15 protein-coding genes are annotated in these 16,632 nt (G+C 43.1%); 4 read left to right on the top strand and 11 right to left on the bottom strand.

Going from position 1 to position 16,632, the window contains the following annotated elements; genetic code table 11:
• Nucleotides 1–38: 38 nt before the first annotated feature.
• From gltX to P0106_RS05500, 4 genes are all read right to left on the bottom strand, one after another.
• Complete coding sequence (gltX, locus tag P0106_RS05515) at nt 39–1,601, bottom strand: glutamate--tRNA ligase (RefSeq protein ID WP_285070444.1); 1,563 nt, start codon at nt 1,599–1,601, stop codon at nt 39–41.
• Nucleotides 1,602–1,628: 27 nt separating this feature from the next.
• Nucleotides 1,629–2,576, bottom strand: a complete 948-nt coding sequence (locus P0106_RS05510; RefSeq protein ID WP_473730543.1) for a hypothetical protein — start codon at nt 2,574–2,576, stop codon at nt 1,629–1,631.
• A 90-nt stretch (nt 2,577–2,666) separates the two neighbouring features.
• The gene (locus P0106_RS05505) at nt 2,667–3,299 is read right to left on the bottom strand and encodes a histidine phosphatase family protein (RefSeq protein WP_473730555.1); all 633 of its coding nucleotides are present in this window, start codon (nt 3,297–3,299) and stop codon (nt 2,667–2,669) included.
• A 23-nt stretch (nt 3,300–3,322) separates the two neighbouring features.
• Nucleotides 3,323–3,832, bottom strand: a complete 510-nt coding sequence (locus tag P0106_RS05500) for a GtrA family protein (RefSeq protein WP_016796990.1) — start codon at nt 3,830–3,832, stop codon at nt 3,323–3,325.
• 136 nt (nt 3,833–3,968) lie between these two features.
• Here P0106_RS05500 and P0106_RS05495 point away from each other — a divergent pair, with 136 nt between their 5' ends.
• Complete coding sequence (locus P0106_RS05495) at nt 3,969–4,316, top strand: phenylpyruvate tautomerase MIF-related protein (RefSeq protein WP_473730542.1); 348 nt, start codon at nt 3,969–3,971, stop codon at nt 4,314–4,316.
• 121 nt (nt 4,317–4,437) lie between these two features.
• On the opposite strand, the gene brnQ is transcribed toward P0106_RS05495, so the two are convergent.
• Nucleotides 4,438–5,994, bottom strand: coding sequence for a branched-chain amino acid transport system II carrier protein (gene brnQ, locus P0106_RS05490; RefSeq protein WP_013399771.1), 1,557 nt, complete (start codon nt 5,992–5,994; stop codon nt 4,438–4,440).
• 215 nt (nt 5,995–6,209) lie between these two features.
• Entirely contained in the window at nt 6,210–8,006 is a 1,797-nt protein-coding gene (argS, locus tag P0106_RS05485; RefSeq protein WP_004114295.1) for an arginine--tRNA ligase, read from the bottom strand.
• Nucleotides 8,007–8,118: 112 nt separating this feature from the next.
• Between argS and relB the strand changes: the two genes are divergently transcribed.
• Together relB and P0106_RS05475 are read left to right on the top strand one after the other, a co-directional pair.
• The gene (relB, locus tag P0106_RS05480; protein ID WP_101890005.1) at nt 8,119–8,355 is read left to right on the top strand and encodes a type II toxin-antitoxin system RelB family antitoxin; all 237 of its coding nucleotides are present in this window, start codon (nt 8,119–8,121) and stop codon (nt 8,353–8,355) included.
• Nucleotides 8,339–8,605: a type II toxin-antitoxin system RelE family toxin gene (locus P0106_RS05475; RefSeq protein ID WP_101890004.1), complete on the top strand. Its 267-nt coding sequence runs from the start codon at nt 8,339–8,341 to the stop codon at nt 8,603–8,605. Before relB ends, P0106_RS05475 begins: the two co-directional genes overlap by 17 nt.
• 96 nt (nt 8,606–8,701) lie before the next feature.
• Here the strand turns inward: P0106_RS05475 and valS are convergent, their stop codons facing one another.
• From valS to P0106_RS05455, 4 genes are all read right to left on the bottom strand, one after another.
• Nucleotides 8,702–11,461 (bottom strand): valine--tRNA ligase, encoded by a 2,760-nt coding sequence (valS, locus tag P0106_RS05470; RefSeq protein WP_473730541.1) that lies wholly within the window; start codon nt 11,459–11,461, stop codon nt 8,702–8,704.
• A gap of 132 nt (nt 11,462–11,593) precedes the next feature.
• Complete coding sequence (locus tag P0106_RS05465; RefSeq protein WP_473730554.1) at nt 11,594–13,141, bottom strand: ABC transporter substrate-binding protein; 1,548 nt, start codon at nt 13,139–13,141, stop codon at nt 11,594–11,596.
• A gap of 193 nt (nt 13,142–13,334) precedes the next feature.
• Nucleotides 13,335–14,036, bottom strand: coding sequence for an endonuclease III (gene nth, locus P0106_RS05460; RefSeq protein ID WP_004116115.1), 702 nt, complete (start codon nt 14,034–14,036; stop codon nt 13,335–13,337).
• Nucleotides 14,037–14,067: 31 nt separating this feature from the next.
• Nucleotides 14,068–14,841, bottom strand: a complete 774-nt coding sequence (locus tag P0106_RS05455; RefSeq protein WP_004114288.1) for a response regulator transcription factor — start codon at nt 14,839–14,841, stop codon at nt 14,068–14,070.
• Nucleotides 14,842–15,030: 189 nt separating this feature from the next.
• Between P0106_RS05455 and P0106_RS05450 the strand changes: the two genes are divergently transcribed.
• The gene (locus tag P0106_RS05450; RefSeq protein ID WP_473730540.1) at nt 15,031–15,756 is read left to right on the top strand and encodes a beta-carotene 15,15'-monooxygenase; all 726 of its coding nucleotides are present in this window, start codon (nt 15,031–15,033) and stop codon (nt 15,754–15,756) included.
• 100 nt (nt 15,757–15,856) lie between these two features.
• Here P0106_RS05450 and P0106_RS05445 read toward each other — a convergent pair whose 3' ends face one another.
• A complete protein-coding gene (locus P0106_RS05445; protein WP_004105658.1) occupies nt 15,857–16,351 on the bottom strand; it encodes an inorganic diphosphatase in 495 nt (164 codons plus the stop codon).
• Between the last annotated feature and the right edge of the window lie 281 nt (nt 16,352–16,632).

The raw sequence follows: 16,632 nt of genomic DNA, 5'->3' as shown, positions 1-16,632 counted from the left end.
ATACAAAATCTACTTAAGATTTAAAAGCTATTTGCGATTTACAAATGCTCACGCAATCCAGTCAAACGAGCCAAAGTCACGTCTTTACCGACGATTTCCATGGACTCAAAAAGCGGAGGCGAAACTCTGCGACCAGAAAGAGCCACTCGCACAGGGCCAAATGCCAATCGCGGCTTGTATCCAGCTTCTTCAACAAGCTTCTTGTTCAAAAGCTCGTGCAAAGAATCCGTATGCCAATCAGAAGCATCAACACTTTGCAAAGCAGCGAGCGCAGCGTCAAGCACATCACCAGCAGATTCCTTAAGCTGCTTACGAGCGTCGTCATCTGGCTCAATATAGCCATCTTCGCTCAACAAGCTAGAAACCATTCCAGCAACTTCACCAAGCAAACGCACTCGAGGCTGAACAAGAGGAGCAGCAGCGGTGAGCACTTCACGCTCACGGTCAGTTAAGGCATCCCAATTGTCCGCGCTAACTACGCCATCCTTATGCAAATAAGGCACAGAGCGATTTAAGAAGTCTTGCGAATCAAGCATGCGAATATGCTCAGCGTTAATGGAAATTGCTTTATCCAAGTCAAAGTGTGCAGGGTTTGCCTTAACGTCTCGCACATCAAACTTTTCAATCATCTCGTCCATAGTGAACACGTCGCGATCAGGCGCAATAGACCATCCAAGCAAAGCCAAGTAGTTCAGCAAGCCTTCTGGAATAAAGCCGTTATCTCTATGCAAGAACAAGTTGGACTCAGGGTCTCTCTTAGAAAGCTTCTTCTTGCCTTCGCCCATAACGTAAGGCATGTGGCCGTAAAGCGGAGTTTCCTTCGCAATACCCATTTCCATAAGATAACGGTAAAGCACAATCTGACGAGGTGTGGAGCTAAGAATATCCTCACCGCGCAAAACAACGTTCACATCCATTAACGCGTCATCAACAGGGTTCGTAAGCGTGTAAAGCGGATCACCATTCGGGCGCACAATCACATAATCTGGAACAGATCCAGCTTTAAAGGTGATTTCGCCACGAATTAAATCGTTAAAAGTAATGTCTTCATTTGGCATCTTCAAGCGAAGTGCAGGCTTGCGACCTCCATCGCGGAAAGCTTGCTTCTGCTCCTCAGTAAGGTTGCGATCATAACCATCGTAACCAAACTCAGCTGGGCGCCCTGCAGCAATATTGCGCTCTTTAATCTCTTCTGGAGTAGAGAAGGACTCGTAAGCGTATCCTGCATCAAAAAGCTTTTTCGCTACATCCTTATAAATTTCCATACGCTGAGACTGGCGGTAAGGGCCATTTTCTCCGCCAACATCAATGCCTTCGTCCCAATCAATATTGAGCCAACGAAGAGCCTCAATAATCTGCTGGTAGCTTTCCTCGCTATCTCGCTCATTATCTGTATCTTCAATGCGGAAAAGCAATTTACCATGCGTGTGGCGAGCTTCCGCCCAGTTAAACAGCGCTGTACGAACCATGCCAACGTGAGGCGTGCCGGTTGGCGAAGGGCAAAAACGCACACGAACATTCTTTGGAAGTTCAGGCTTTGTGGATTTTGTTGCATTATTAGCAACTTCTTGAGTTTCCTCTGTATCAGTCATAGGTTCCATTGTGCCGCGCGTTACGGACGTGCCTATCTAGTCAAGCGCTTGCGTTGATTCCTTATTACCTTCCACATGCGCAAACTTTGCAGCAAGAGCCTCGCGAGACTTTCTATCGTCTTCTTCTTTTGCAAGCTTCTTAGCCTCTTCTGGATCCCAAAGTACGTCTTCCTTATGCTTTAACCATTCGCGCTCAAGCAATGGGGCTGCAATTTCAAGTAGCGTGCTCATACTATTTTCGCCATTTTCGCCATTTTCGCTAGCTTTACCACTTTTTACGCGATCAACAAGCTCACGCCATTGATTATCCTTAAACATCATTCGCGGAACTCCCGCGCACTCACACACTTCGTTAATATATAGGAATATAGGCAAAGTTTCGTAAATGTTGCTTGTTTTTTCAATAAGACTTTTAAGAATAGACAGTATTGCTGTAATTTTTTGCGATTCTACAGAATTAAGTCCGCAAAAATCACACTCTTGTTTTGCGCATCTAAACGCATCTTGCAAGCTATCAACACTCCAATTACCTGCAACGCTTAAAGAATCCGCAGCACCGTTGATTGCGTTAACATCATTAGAAAGATTTGATTCAAGCTTGTTAAAAATAGCGCTAACATCATTCGTGTTATTTTCTAGCTCTTCTTGCGCTTCGCTGTAGTCTGGTTCGTAGCATAAATCCATATCATCGTAAGCGTTTGCAGCAGCCAAAAGCGCGTCAACTATCTCTTGAGGGCGTCCTGGAATTTCGTCTGCACCTTCATACACAAACTCTGCATCTGGAACAGTAACGTCTAAATCTGTAATAATTCGAGCAATAGTGCGAATCGCCCTAACCTCAAGATTTTCAGCATATTTTGCGTCATTATCTAAATGGCGAGCTTCGCTTAAAGGCCACAATTTAGTTAAATCCGCGGCCGACTTTGCAGCAGACTCAAGCAGACTCAAAGCCTTTGAATCCAGCTTTTCTACAGAATCACCCATAATAACGCTCCTTCGCATTAGCTGTAAAAAACAGTTTCTACGCATCTTTCATGCATATTTTTAAGTCTATTGCTTATTATTCCACACGTTCTATTGCACACGCGCAGCAGGATCCACATATGTGATGGAAAGCACATTCATATTTTCGCAATCATATGTAATTGACGTAATTGACGCCAAAGCCGTTTTGCGTAAAAGCATATTGTGCTCCGCATGACCCGTTTCTAGCAAATGACGGTAAGACCATATTGGCGATTCGTGCGTTACAGCTACGATTTGTTCACCTGGGTGATTTTTCACTTGTTCGCGCGCAAAATCGCCAACGCGTGCTGCGATGTTTTTGTAAGATTCTCCCCAACTCGGCTTCCACAAGTTAGATACAAGCTTCCAATTGTTGTTCTTCCACAAAGCGCCTTCGCCATAGCCGATTCTTTTCCCTCGAAAATTGTTTTCCGCTTCGATTAGACGACTGTCTAAAATAATTGGGCTGATTTGTAAAGCGTTTGCGATTTGTTGCGCCGTTTCTTGTGTGCGCTCTAAAGGAGATGAGTAAATCGCACTAATTCCGCGCATTTGTGGCACAGTCGCAATGTATTTTGCTGTAGCGCAAGCCATTTTTAAGCCGCGATTAGATAAGTGAAATCCCGGAAGCCTCTCGTAAAGCACGTGATTTGGATTTTCCACTTCCCCGTGGCGCACAAAATGAATAGTCGTAGCTTGCATATTTTCTAAACCTACTTCCAAACCTACTTCCAGCCTTTTGGAGTGTGACTTAACGACCATTCACCCAACTTGTGAGCAAAAGTATTGTCTTTAGCGGCATCATAATCAGGTTTTTGCGACTTTGTGTCATCTAAAAGCCATTTTCTAATAACAAAATTCCACACAGCTACAACAACTGTTGCAATAAGCTTGCCAATGTTTGTGCGAAGCATGTAAATCGCAGTACCACGCAAAGCTTCAACCATTCCAAGCGTGCTAAGCCAAATAATCGCATCGTTAATAAGCAAACCAATAACTGCAGAAATAACAAAAATCAGCAATTCCATCCAACGAGCCATGTCTTCGCGGTGCTTAAACACGTACTTCATGCTGGCAATATAGTTAAAAATAAGTGAGATTATAAAAGATATTGTTCCAGCAACAACGTTATTAAGATGCACAAGAAGAAGCAGATTTAGCAATACTACGTCAATAATAAGCGCAATGATTCCTACGATTCCAAACTTAACAACCTGTTCAATAAGTTTTTTCATACATTCAATTAAACACGCGGAGGCTAACAATTTACTATAATTATTGCGTAACACAGGTTTATTATTGCGTAACATATGTTGCGCAGCACAAGTTTATAAACTTAAAAAATTCATAAAACTTAGCAAAGGAGCGATTATGCCAGTTATTCACACTCATGTTTCTGTAAGCACTACGCCAGAACAGCGCGATGCATTAAAAGCAGCATACGGCAAGGCGATTAGCGCAGTTCCAGGCAAAAGCGAACATTGGCTCATGTGCCCGTTTGAAGACAATATGCCAATTTATTTTGCAGGAGACAATTCTAAGCCTGCAGCTTACGTTGAAGTTAACGTGTTTGGTTCTAGCGTACCAGGATCCGCTTGGGAAAAGTTGACTGAGCAGATTCTGGCAGCTTTGAATCGCGAGCTTGGAATACCACAGGATCGCACTTACATTCGTTACACTGCAACAACTGACTGGGGTTGGAACGGCGGCAACTTCTAGTCGCAAGTCGCAAGCCTAAAATCTCAACTCGCAAAAATCGCCATATCGCAGCTCATATGAGCATTAATATGGCGATTATTTATTATTACAACTATCTATACAAATAGTTGTGAATTAGTCACTAGGATTGATTGCCAAAATTAGGCTCGTCAACAGTAGACTTAGCAGATACAGCGAACGCATCCGACTCGTCAAAATCAGCATCGCTTGAAGAATAATCATCGCTATTAGCAACGCTGCCTTCAAGATCTGGGCCAGCAGCTACGCGAGCCACTTCTTCCATACCTTTGTTGTCACATAAAACCATACGAACATAGCCAACAACAAATCCAACAGCAGCAGGGCAAACCCAAGCCATTCCAAATTCCGAGAACGGCAACCAGTTTTGAGCAACCAACAACATATCGTTCATATGCAATGCGTTGCGCAAAGCGGATGGCAAACTATTTAAAAAGTCAAATACAGCTGCAACACCAGTAAAACCAAGTGTCCAAGCGTACACAACTTTGGAATTTCCAAAAAGTCGACCACACAAAGCCAAAAGAATCAGCACGATTGACAGCGGATACAAGAACATTAATACTGGAACCGCATATTCGATGATTGCGCTCAAACCAAAGTTTGCAAGGCCAAACGAAACAAGCGTAATCAATACAGACCAAACACGATAGCTAGGACCTTTAGGGAATAGCTTAGAGAAAGTTTCCGAACAGCTTACGATTAAGCCAACTGCCGTCTTTAAGCATGCAAGAGTTACAGTTGCAGCAAGCACGAATAAGCCAACGTTTCCAAGATGATAGCGTGCAACTTGCGCCAAAGTCACGCCACCATTTTCCGCAGGTGGGAACAGCGCGCGGCTACGCACACCAACAACAACAATCGCAACGTAAATCAACGCCATAAGCAAGCAGCTAAAGAATCCAGAGCGGGCAGTATTAACTGCCACATCTTTAGGATCTTTTACACCAAACTGACGAATGGTGCTAACAACAACAATTCCAAATGCCAAGCTAGCTAAAGCATCCATTGTGTTGTAGCCATCTAAGAATCCTGTAAAGAATGACTTATTAACATAATTTCCTATAGGAGCAGCATCCGAAGAAGCACCGCTTATAGGAGAAAATAGTGCAGTAAATACCAAAACAGCTAGGAACACAAGGAAGATTGGCGTAAGAACTTTACCAACCCACGTAAGTATGCCGCTTGGTTTCATAGCAAAGAAGAATGCGAGCGCAAAGAACACTACAGAGAACAAGAACAAGTATAGTTGTCCGTTTCCGTCTTGCGGAATAATTCGCTCCAATCCAACAGTGTATGAAGTTGTTGCACAGCGCGGAATTGCGAAGAACGGGCCGATTGTTAAATAAAGAACGCATGTAAAGAACATGCCGTATTTTTTGCTAGCTTTGCTAGAAAGCTCAAAAAGACCGTTTGCGCGACTCATTGCAAGAGCCGTAACGCCCAACAATGGCAAGCCAACGCCAGTAACAATAAAACCGATTGCTGCAGGCGCAGAATTGTTTCCTGCGTTAGCACCAAGGAATACTGGGAAAATCAGGTTTCCAGCGCCAAAGAACATGCCGAACAACATGACCGCCACGTATGCGGATTCAATAATTGTCAAGTTCCTTTTTTTCGGGGCACTGTCTGTGCTGACACTTTGTGTTGTGACGCTCATGCTACACCTCCTATATGGTGAAAAATTGTTTAAGCATATTATTTAACGCATTGAATAACAAAACTGAAACCGAAAAATAATATTAGGGGGTATACTAATCAATCGCATGTACTTAATCGACAAAAATTTGCAATTTCGCGCGTGTCTACTAGTCAAAAATAAAAGGACGCTAGCGTAAAAACTAACGTCCTAAATAAAAAAGCAAATGCACTAAATCACATCTTGTCTGGAGCAGAAACTCCAAGCAAATCAAGGCCAGATGCAATAACTGTGCGAACAGCCTCGTTAAGCTTTAAGCGAGCTGCAGCGCGTGCTGGCTCTGGGCACTTTGCAATGCGCTGAGCTTCGCGCTCTGCTTCTGGCAAACGATTTTCTGGGTCGCTCAACTCCATTGGCACTACGCGCTCAAGGTTGTACCACTTGTGGTAGCTTGCTGCCAAATCTTCAAGATAATGCGCAACTCTGTGTGGAGCGCGCAAATCGCCAGCTTGTGCAAGAGCTGCAGGCCATTGCGCCAAAGCAGCCAACACTTCGCCATCTGCCTCGGTATTAAGCAAGCTTAAATCGGCTCCATCTGCACTGATTCCAGCATCCGCAGCGTTACGAGCCACATTGCAGCTGCGTGCGTGAGCGTATTGCACGTAATACACAGGATTATCGTTGCTGTGGGAAGCAAGCAAATCCAAATCAATATCAACGCTTGTATTGTAATCTGTGCGAGCAAGCGAGTAGCGAGAAGCATCAACACCAATTGCATCAACTAAATCGTCAATCGTAATAACGTTTCCAGCACGCTTACTCATGCGCACAGGCTTACCATCTTTCATAACGTTTACCATCTGACCAATAAGAATCTGCATGTTTTCGCCTGGCTCATCCCCAAAAGCCGCGCACATTGCCATCATTCTGCCAATATAGCCGTGATGATCCGCGCCAAGCATGTAGATTGCTACGTCCGCAGGATTCTGTTCGCGATGACGCTTGTTGCGATAGTACGCAATATCTGCAGCAAAATAGGCGTAATTGCCGTCAGACTTAATAATTACGCGATCCTTGTCGTCGCCATGCTTAGTAGATTCAAACCAAGTTGCGCCATCTTTTTCAAAAATGTCTCCGCGAGAACGCAAATCTGCAATAGCGCGCTCAACTTCGCCATCCTCGTACAAGCTGTTTTCGTGGAACCACACGTCAAAACCAACACGAAAATCGCGCATTGACTTGCGAATTTCCGCAAACATCATTGGAACCGCACGCTTGCGGAACTCTTCTCGCTGCTCGGAATCGCCTTCACCAAGCGGCAAACCTTCCTCGTCTTTACCAAGATCAATTCGAGGTAAGGAAAGAACATCAACGCCGTCTGCTTGTGCTTCTTTTATAACAGCGTCCGCGATTTCGTTAATATACGCGCCTTTGTATCCGTCTGCAGGTGTTTCTTCGCCGTGAGCTGCAGCAACTAAAGACTTTGCAAAACGGTTAATTTGCTCGCCATGATCGTTGAAATAGTATTCGCGCACAACTTTTGCGCCGTTCGCTTCCAAAACTCGAGCCATAGAATCACCAACTGCCGCCCAGCGAGTGCCACCAATATGAATTGGGCCAGTTGGGTTTGCGGAAACAAACTCAAGGTTTAGGGTTTTTCCGCCCAAGTGCGCATTCTTACCAAAATCCGCGCCCTGCTTTAATACTGCGTCAACAACAGCCGCTGCAGACGCAGAATCAAGCGTTATATTAATAAAGCCAGGGCCTGCCACTTCTACGCGCGCAATACCTTGCGCTTCTTGCAAACGCTCGGCAAAAAGTTCGGCTAAATCATGAGGCTTCATACCAGCTTTTTTAGCGAGTTGCATAGCAACATTCGTGGCCCAATCGCCGTGTGCGCGATCTTTTGGCCTCATAACTGCGAGTTTTTCGGCAGCAGGAATCAAATCTTCTGTTAGACTGCCAGCTTTACCGCTTGCTACTAAATCTTTAGCGATTTTTTCAATTAATTCACTTAAGCTTTCTGGATTCATGGTTTACAGTCTAGCGTTACCGCGCGATGCTTCGCGATTATAACGTATTGGATTGCGTTATTCTGCATATAAGGTAATATATGTTTTACATGTTTTACAATGGAGATTAGAAATGGCTGCAACAATTACAGGATTAAGAGTACCGTCTAACGTTTTAGATCGTTATGATAAGCTCGCTAAAACCACTCACCGCACTCGTTCATTTTACATGAATCAAGCGCTAGAAGCTCAAATCGATGAACTTGAACATGAATATGGACTAATGGCAGATATTGAAGCATACAAACGTGGAGAATTAGAAACATCTCCACTCGACGATGTGGTGAAGCGCCTTGATTTGGAAGATTAATTTATCTAAAAGGGCTGAAAAACAGCTAGGGAAAATTGACAAAACAATTGCTAAGCAAATCGTTAAGGAACTTCGCGAAATTAGCAACCTCGACAATCCTCGAATCAGAGGCAAAGCGCTAACTGGCAACTATTCGGGGTTTTGGAGATATAGAGTAAGGGATTACAGAATAATTTGTGCAATTGAAAATAATGTGCTGACCGTTTTTGTTGTAGATATTGATCATCGCAGCAGAATTTATAGCAAATGACGATGCTTCGCGATTACAATACACAAAAAGCGCTGGAGTCGAAGATTGACTTCCAGCGCTTTTGTTTTGCGACTAATTATTTTCGACTACTTGCAACTACTTCTTTTTTGCAGGAGCTTCACCGAGTTCGCTTTGAGCAACTGAAACGTTTACATTAGTTGCATCAGATTCCGCAGATTCAGAATCAGAAGAATCCGCAGCAGCCGCAGCCGCAACAGCGTTAAGCTTTACCTCTCCAGTAACGCGTCCAGCTTCAGCAACGTCATCCAAAGTCTCCTCAACAGCCTTATAAGCATTGTCTGCTACGTTCAAAGTCACTTGCAAAATAGGAGTCTTCATAGAAACTTTTGCTTCAGACTTAATCTTGCGCAAAGTAGCCAAAGCTTCACCCGCGTAAGCCAAGGTGTCTGCAGAAACACCGTTTGCAGCAGCCTCATACGGCTTAGCGCATGGCCAGCTAGCACGATGCACAGAACCTTCGCCTTCATGCATCCAGCTCCACACTTCTTCAGTAGCGTAAGGCAAGTAAGGAGCAAGCAAACGAGCCAAAGCATCGAGTGCAAGGCCAAGAGTTGTGCGAGCAGACTTTACAGCAGATTCGCTTGGAGTGCGTCCAGTAGATTCTGCAGTACCGTAAGCACGATTCTTTGCAAGCTCAATGTAATCGTCACAGAATTCCCAGAAGAAGGTTTCGATTGCTTCCAAAGCCTTAGAATGCTCGTAAGATTCAAGTGCATCAGTTGCGGTACGAATAACGGATGCAAGCTTTGCCATAACAGAGCGATCCAAAACTTCCGTAACGTCTGCAAAATCCCAATCCGCGCTGGCAGACTCCAGAACCTGATGTTCCTCGTTCTCACGACCAATTGCGAGCGCAAACTTCGTAGCGTTCAAAAGCTTAATCGCAAGGCGGCGGCCAATCTTCATTTGACCTTCGTCGTAAGTTGCATCCAAGCCAAGCTTTGCAGAAGTTGCCCAGTAGCGCACAGCATCCGCACCAAACTCTTCGATTGGCTTATTTGGCACAACCACGTTGCCTTTAGATTTAGACATCTTCTTATGGTCAGGATCAAGAATCCAGCCAGAAAGCGCAGCATGCTTCCAAGGCAAGCATCCGTTTTCAAGATGCGCACGATCAACCGTACTAAACAGCCAAGTACGAATAATATCCTGGCCTTGTGGACGCAAATCCATTGGGAAAGTAGCCTTAAACAAAGCCTGATTTTCCTCACCTGGCTCTTCCCAACGAGTCACAATTTGTGGTGTTAAGGAAGATGTAGCCCAAGTGTCCATAATATCCTGCTCAGCAGTAAAGCCATTTGGCTGGTCTCGCTGAGATTCATCGAAGCCTTCTGGAACGTCAATAGTTGGGTCGATTGGCAAACGATCTTCGCTAGGCGTCAAAGGATGCTCGTAATCCACTTCACCATTTTCATTTACTGGATACCAAAGTGGGAATGGCACACCAAAGAAGCGCTGGCGAGAAATAAGCCAGTCACCATTCAAGCCGTGAACCCAATTCTCGTAGCGCACGCGCATAAAGTCTGGGTGGAAGTTAAGTTCCTTACCGCGCTCAATAAGCTCTGCGTTCAGCTTTTCGTCCGTACCGCCGTTCTTTAAGTACCACTGGCGAGAAGTGACGATTTCCAAAGGCTTATCGCCCTTTTCGTAGAAGTTCGTCATACGCGTTGTTGGCTTTGGATCGCCTTCCATATCTCCAGCTGCTTGCAAAGCTTCAACAACTTCCTTGCGAGCAGAGAACGTGGTTTTGCCAGCAATCTTCTCGAACATTTCGCGGCCAGACTCGTCCGTAATCCAATCAGGAGTAGTCATAACAATGCGGCCGTTTCGCTGAATGATTGGTCGAGTTGGCAAACTCAAATCGCGCCACCACTCAACGTCTGTTACATCACCAAAAGTGCAGCACATTGCAATGCCAGCACCCTTGTCCATTTGAGCTGCAGGATGCGCCAAAATCGGAACCTTCACCTTAAACAGCGGTGAGTAAACTTCCTTGCCAAAATACTTCTTGTAACGCTCATCGTCTGGGTGCGCAATCAAAGATGTGCAAGCAGCAAGCAATTCTGGGCGCGTAGTTTCAATGTAGATTGGCGTACCATCTTCAAAACGGAACGCAATCTTATGATAGAAACCAGGGTACTCGCGCGCTTCAAGCTCTGCTTGCGCAACAGCAGTCTGGAATGTAACATCCCACAAGCCTGGAGCGTCTTTCTGATAAGCCTCTCCACGAGCAAGATTGCGCAAGAATGCTTTTTGTGCAACTCGGCGAGGCTGCTCGCCAATAGTGTGATAAGTTTGCGACCAATCAACAGAAAGACCAAGCCTACGCCACAAAGCTTCAAAAAGCTTCTCATCTTGAGAAGTCAAGCGCTCACAAAGCTCAATAAAGTTCTGTCTGCTTACAGGAACCTGATCCTTAGCTTCAATCTTCTTGCCTTCAGTGCCTTCAAAAGGCGGCTTAAAATCAGGGTCATACTTCAACGAAGTATCCACTCGCACACCGTAATAATTCTGCACGCGGCGTTCTGTTGGCAAGCCGTTATCATCCCAACCCATTGGGTAGAAAACGTCAAAACCTTGCATGCGCTTATATCGTGCAATAACATCCGTATGCGTGTAAGAAAATACGTGACCAACGTGCAAGTGGCCACTAACGGTTGGAGGTGGAGTATCGATAGAATACACGGCCTTACGATCGCGAGAATTATGGAATGCGTAAGTCTTAGCTTCGTCCCAATTACTACGCCACTTGTCTTCAAGACCATCAACGCCAACTTTGTTAGGAAGCGGCGTTAAATGTGCGTGTTTTACTGTGTTATTATCCTGTTCACTCATGAACTGAATATTAGAAACTCAGCGCGACAACGTCAATATTTTTACAAATATTTGTAAAAATTATTCAAATCAACGGTTGCTGGCGACTAATCCCAAACCACACGCACTTATATTCCTGAAATAATCTTGGATTTATTTTACGTTTACATCGTGCAATGGTAAAAGTTGATCAGTCATGTTTGTAGGATATCCACTAACATTAGATTTAGCTACCACAATGCTCTTTCGCGCATACATCCAGTTCGAAACAGCGTAATTATTCAACTCTTTAGCATACTGTTTGATATTTGACTCATATCCTTCTGCATTGGTTGATTTCATTGCTTGGGCAAAATATTTCTGCGACTCATGATCTTGGAACAAATAAGTAGACTTTGTGTCTGCATACGCTCCAGAATCCAAAGTGTGATTCATCCATGTGAGTGCTAAGTCATATTTACCATCATGAATCCGTTGCTTCATAGTGTTCTCATCTACTTCTTCGACATTCACACGGAAACCGCCAGTAGCGTTTAGCTGAGAACCAAGCGCATTACCAATATTGCTCATTCCAAGAGGTACGAGGAATGTAATTTTACCAAGGTAGGCAGCAGAGAAATATGAGAATAGAGATCGAGCTTTTTGAGGATCATGTGGATAAGTGCCGCTTAAATCCTCGTATCCTGGCGACAATGGAGAAATTGGTCCACGCACAATTTGACCACCAAATGGATCAGCCGATAAAACAGTGTTTATATCCATTGCGTAACTGCTTGCTCTACGAACGTGCTGATCGCAGAAAATAGACGATATTCCAGTGTTATAAGCAATCATTCGTATTCTAGTGCTCTGACCTTCAACAAGTTGAGTATTTGGCATTGACGCCATACGTTTGTTTTCATTGCCATCAAGAGGAACTGCCATTTGAATATCGCCATTCTGCATGGCATTTGCTAAAGATGTATCGTCATTAAAGTATTTAAGAGTTATTCTAGCGCAGCCAGATGCTGTACCCCAATATTTGTCGTTTCTCACAAGAACAAGGTCTGAACCTTTACTATAGCCGTTAACTTTAAAAGGTCCTGTTCCCATAGCGTCTGAAGCGTAGTTTAATGAAGCGCGAGTGTCATATACAATTCCAGCTCTACCTGCTAATCTTCGCAGCAGTAATGGATCTGGCATTTTTAATGAAATGTTTAGAATATCAGGTCCTGAGTTAGATACGCTTGTAATATTCGTCAACTTTTCATAGCCTGGATAGCTTTTTGTAATACCTTGTTGAAGTGATTGCAGTACGGAGCCAGAGTCCATTACGTCTCCATTTGCAAACTTCACGCCTGAACGAATCCTAAACTTATAATTCAAACCGTCGGAAGATACGCTCCAAGACTGAGCAAGACCTGGTTTTAAAGCATTATTGCCGTCTCGTTTAATAAGCGTTTCATAAACGTTTTCAATAAGAGCTTGTTGCAGTGAATCACTGTCGTCAGTCCTAATATCTAAGGATGCTGGGGCTGTACGCAAGCCTATTTTTAAAACTGAGCCTGATGCTGGAACAATACTTTCTGGAACTATTGATCTTCCATCTAAAAATCGCCATCCACCCCATGCAACAACAGACATAATGGCAATTAAGACTATAAAAATAACCCACGAGGACACGCCTTTTTTAGCTTTTTTTGCATAACGTGCTTTTCTCATATGTGATCCAGATGAGTATCTTTCAAATTCAGACATAGCCAACAGTGTATATCATCGATTGAATCATACGTAGAATTTATGCAGAAAATAATCTAAAAATACCCTAAGAATATTCTAAAAGTTAATTATATGAGATATTAGAAAAATCCGTTACGACAACCACAACGCAGCTACAACAAAACCTACAACATAGCTACAACGAAACAGATGGGCACAGAAATCTTAGAGGGCAGTCAGCACAATGCGGATTCCTAGCTGTACATATTTTTCTACCATGAAGAATAAGGCGGTGAGACAAATTAGTCCATTCTTCTGGCGGAAAATAAGATGTAATTTCACGCTCAACTTTTATAGGATCTGACTTAGCGATTTTCCAATCGCTTCTCCATCTAAGCCTTGACGTCACACGCATAACGTGGGTATCTACTGGAAACCCTGGGATACCAAAAGCATTGCCCAATACAACGTTTGCTGTTTTTCTTCCTACACCTGGAAGTTTTGTAAGATCATCCATATTATTTGGAACTACACCATTGAAATCGTCCATAAGTTTTTGCGAAAGCTCTATAATATGCTGCGATTTTACTCTATAAAATCCAAGTTGATGGATGATCTCTTGTACCTTATATATTGGTGCGCGCGCTAAATCTTTTGGCGTAGGATAAGTTCTAAAAAGTTGTTCCGTTACAATATTTACACGTCTATCAGTGGTTTGTGCGCTAAGAACAGTGGCTATTAGTAGTTCAAATGGATTTGTAAAATTTAATGCACACTTTGGATTCGGTATTTCTTCGCATAAAATCCTATACTCTTCGCTCATCCTAGCGATTTTTTTAGATTTTCTAGAATTGGAAGATGATTCTTGACTACTATTCACGCTTTGTAATTTAACCAATATAATAAACCACTAATCCGCTACAGGAATTCTAGTCGGAAGCCGCCGACGAATCATTATTATCAGAATCTGTAGAATCTACAACTTCATCCTGAGACTCTAAAGGATCGAAACGATACCCAACATTCCTAACCGTTCCAATAACATGCTCATATTCAACGCCTAATTTCGCTCGTAACCTACGAATGTGAACATCTACTGTACGAGTTCCACCGTAATAATCGTAACCCCAAACCTCTTGAAGTAAGTGAGCACGAGTGAATACTCGCCGAGGATGCTGAACAAAGTATTTAAGAAGCTCAAATTCTTTATACGCTAAATCAATAGGCTTTCCATGCAAACTAACCGTGTAACTCTGCGTATCTACGACTAAATCCCCAGAGCACATTTGACCGCTACTGTTAATTTCCACGCTACCAGAATCAGCTACATGTTCTTTAGAAGTAGATTCAGCCGACCCACCCCGTTGAGAAGCTAGTCTAAGTCTGCCTTCTACTTCGGCTGGAGAAGCGGTTGTTAGCATAACATCGCTAACACCCCAAGATGCATTAACAACTGTGAATCCGCCTTCTGTAAGAATTAAGATAACAGACATTGTTAAATTAGAAGCACGAACAATAGAGCATAAAGATTTCGCCAAAGACAAATCTTCTCTAGCATCTACAAGAAGAATAGTGTTTTCTGGCATCTTAAGCATACTAGACGGTTCCATTGGGAGCACTCGCACTCTATGCGAAAGTAGAGTCAAAGATGGCAAAACTTTTGCAGGCGCGGCACAAGAGGTCATCAATGTAATATCCGTCATATTGATACCTCCAGAACGCATAGAATTGAATAACAAATTCAAAATCAAGCTGTTAAAAGAGAATTGTAATCCATACTTAAGATACTTAATAAGAATCGAAGCATGCAAGTGTACGCTTACATATAAAATAAGTTAATACGGCTAAACATTTTATTAAAATTATCTTATAAAACGCGATAGGAGCGTAATATGAGCAACGATAACATCGCACATAATGCAATGCACAATCACATTACGATTATTGTAACTCAATTCGTTGCTATAGCTCTTTTAGCAATTGCAGCCATTCTGCCAATAGCAACAACAAAAGCCGTTATAACCGTTTGCGTGATTATTCTTCTTGCTCTAGTTACTTTCTGGCCGTTACAAGGTTCTACAGCAGATAAAGCTATTCCGCTTTTTGCCGGAATCGCATCCATGTGGTGCGCGACATTAGCTTTAAAAGGTTGGCTTCCTAGCAGCGTAATAGATAATACAGAAGTTAGTATGGATAAGTTCATTGCAGCTATTCACCCATATGAACGTTGGGCTGTTAGCTTTGCTCTAATTCTTGTTGCTGCAACTTTTGTTAGCTTTGGTCGTCAAATGCTTAGGGAAGAGAGATCTAATCTGGTAAGAAATATTTCACATTCTCTTACAGCAAGTATCGCTTGTGCAGCTCTTCCAGGATGGCTTTTTTTGCCTTCGATTATTCGTTTCACATTCTCCGTGCGTATTCTAGAACTTGGCATACTGGTAGCAGTATTGGGTTTGCTTGCCGTGATTGTTCTATCTGGACTTTCTCATCTTTGGGTTAAAGATGCAAAATACAATACTGACATGCTTTTGCCACAAGTTGGTACTGCTTTGATTCCCGTGATGATGGGCGGAATGGTTGTTTACGCAACTGGTTTAGGAATGCTACTAATCGCTTAAATTTTTTAGAATAAAAAAAGTGTCTAACACATAAAAATGTGTTAGACACTAGCAAACGCGTTTCTAAAACGCTCGGAAGATTCGCGACTAATATCGAAAACTACTTTTCGCTTTCTTCAAGACGCTTGCGAGCTGCGACAATTTCCTTTTCAGCCTGCTCAACTCCAGCCCAGAAGTCACCAGGAAGAACTTCCTTACCTGGCTCCAAAGCCTTGTACTGCTCGAAGAAGTGCTTGATTTCAGCCTTGTGATACTCATTCACGTCATCAATATCCTTGATGTCGTCGAAACGAACATCTGCTGGAACGCACAAAACCTTATCGTCTCCGCCAGCTTCGTCAACCATGTGATACAAGCCAACAGCGCGGCACTCAACAACGCATCCTGGGAACACAGAGTTTGGAATCATAACAAGAGCATCGAGTGGATCGCCATCTTCGCCCAAAGTTCCATCAATGTAACCGTAATCATCTGGATAACCCATAGCTGTGAAAAGGGTACGATCCAAGAAAACACGACCAGTTTCGTGATCAACTTCATACTTATTCTTGGATCCGCGTGGGATTTCTACCACAACATTGAATGTTTCTGCCATGTTTACTCCTTAATGCGTAAAATAATGCGTAAAACACACTGTTTATCAATCTAACGTTTATACACCTAAATTAGACTGTTCAGTCTAACTCTAGCGCGCAGCAAAGAGCACGTAAAACGCGTTGTATAACATTGGCATTTTAGCAAACAAAAGTCGAAAGCAACCGCACTAAAAAATAACAGAGAAAAATCTTAATAAAAACGAATAATTACCTTGAAAAATATTTAAATCCATATTAAAAAATTTCATAAAACTTGCAAAAAACATAAGAAAAATCAAGG

The sequence above is a fragment of the Gardnerella sp. c11Ua_71 genome (assembly GCF_055818025.1).
The sequence above is the reverse complement of the archived record's forward strand: the minus strand, read 5'-3'. Positions and strand labels throughout refer to the sequence as shown.

What these genes read in the sequence shown, in the direction of transcription:
- P0106_RS05445 (WP_004105658.1), bottom strand. Translation starts at nt 16,351, where the DNA reads ATGGCAGAAACATTCAATGTTGTGGTAGAAATCCCACGCGGATCCAAG.
- gltX (WP_285070444.1), bottom strand. Translation starts at nt 1,601, where the DNA reads ATGGAACCTATGACTGATACAGAGGAAACTCAAGAAGTTGCTAATAAT.
- relB (WP_101890005.1), top strand. Translation starts at nt 8,119, where the DNA reads ATGGCTGCAACAATTACAGGATTAAGAGTACCGTCTAACGTTTTAGAT.
- P0106_RS05450 (WP_473730540.1), top strand. Translation starts at nt 15,031, where the DNA reads ATGAGCAACGATAACATCGCACATAATGCAATGCACAATCACATTACG.
- P0106_RS05465 (WP_473730554.1), bottom strand. Translation starts at nt 13,141, where the DNA reads ATGAGAAAAGCACGTTATGCAAAAAAAGCTAAAAAAGGCGTGTCCTCG.
- P0106_RS05510 (WP_473730543.1), bottom strand. Translation starts at nt 2,576, where the DNA reads ATGGGTGATTCTGTAGAAAAGCTGGATTCAAAGGCTTTGAGTCTGCTT.
- valS (WP_473730541.1), bottom strand. Translation starts at nt 11,461, where the DNA reads ATGAGTGAACAGGATAATAACACAGTAAAACACGCACATTTAACGCCG.
- argS (WP_004114295.1), bottom strand. Translation starts at nt 8,006, where the DNA reads ATGAATCCAGAAAGCTTAAGTGAATTAATTGAAAAAATCGCTAAAGAT.
- P0106_RS05505 (WP_473730555.1), bottom strand. Translation starts at nt 3,299, where the DNA reads ATGCAAGCTACGACTATTCATTTTGTGCGCCACGGGGAAGTGGAAAAT.
- P0106_RS05500 (WP_016796990.1), bottom strand. Translation starts at nt 3,832, where the DNA reads ATGAAAAAACTTATTGAACAGGTTGTTAAGTTTGGAATCGTAGGAATC.
- P0106_RS05455 (WP_004114288.1), bottom strand. Translation starts at nt 14,841, where the DNA reads ATGACGGATATTACATTGATGACCTCTTGTGCCGCGCCTGCAAAAGTT.
- P0106_RS05495 (WP_473730542.1), top strand. Translation starts at nt 3,969, where the DNA reads ATGCCAGTTATTCACACTCATGTTTCTGTAAGCACTACGCCAGAACAG.
- brnQ (WP_013399771.1), bottom strand. Translation starts at nt 5,994, where the DNA reads ATGAGCGTCACAACACAAAGTGTCAGCACAGACAGTGCCCCGAAAAAA.